This window comes from Autumnicola lenta, assembly GCF_031846515.1.
GTDB classification, from domain to species: Bacteria; Bacteroidota; Bacteroidia; order Flavobacteriales; family Flavobacteriaceae; genus Autumnicola; species Autumnicola lenta.
In genome coordinates this window covers 1-330 of sequence record NZ_JAVRHO010000092.1, presented here as the reverse complement: position 1 = coordinate 330, position 330 = coordinate 1, and the positions used below count along the sequence as shown (strand labels likewise).

Genomic DNA, 330 nt, shown 5'->3' with positions numbered 1-330 from the left:
AGTTTTGAAAATGATCAGACGCTCGCCGTTGCTTTTGGGGTGATTTCAGCTTTTTTCTATTCACTAAGAAACCTTTTAATGAAACAAGAAGTAGAAAAATATAACGGATCGGTTTTGATGATGTATCAAATGATTATTATAACCATAATGCTATCGCCCGTACTATTTTTATTCGATCTTTCTGCAGTGCCTTCGCAATTAGCCCCAATCCTGGTTTTGGCAATTGTGACAACCTGTTTTGGCCACACGTTGCTACTTATGAGTTTTAGGAATTTTTCGGTAACCACGGCAAGTATTATCAGCAGCGCACAGCCGGTTTACGGAATTTTA

General features: G+C 38.5%; 1 protein-coding gene. It reads left to right on the top strand.

Annotated elements, in window-relative coordinates:
* Nucleotides 1-78 precede the first annotated feature (78 nt).
* A partial coding sequence (locus RM545_RS17550) for an EamA family transporter (RefSeq protein ID WP_432264602.1) occupies nt 79-330 on the top strand: 252 nt, incomplete at its 3' end.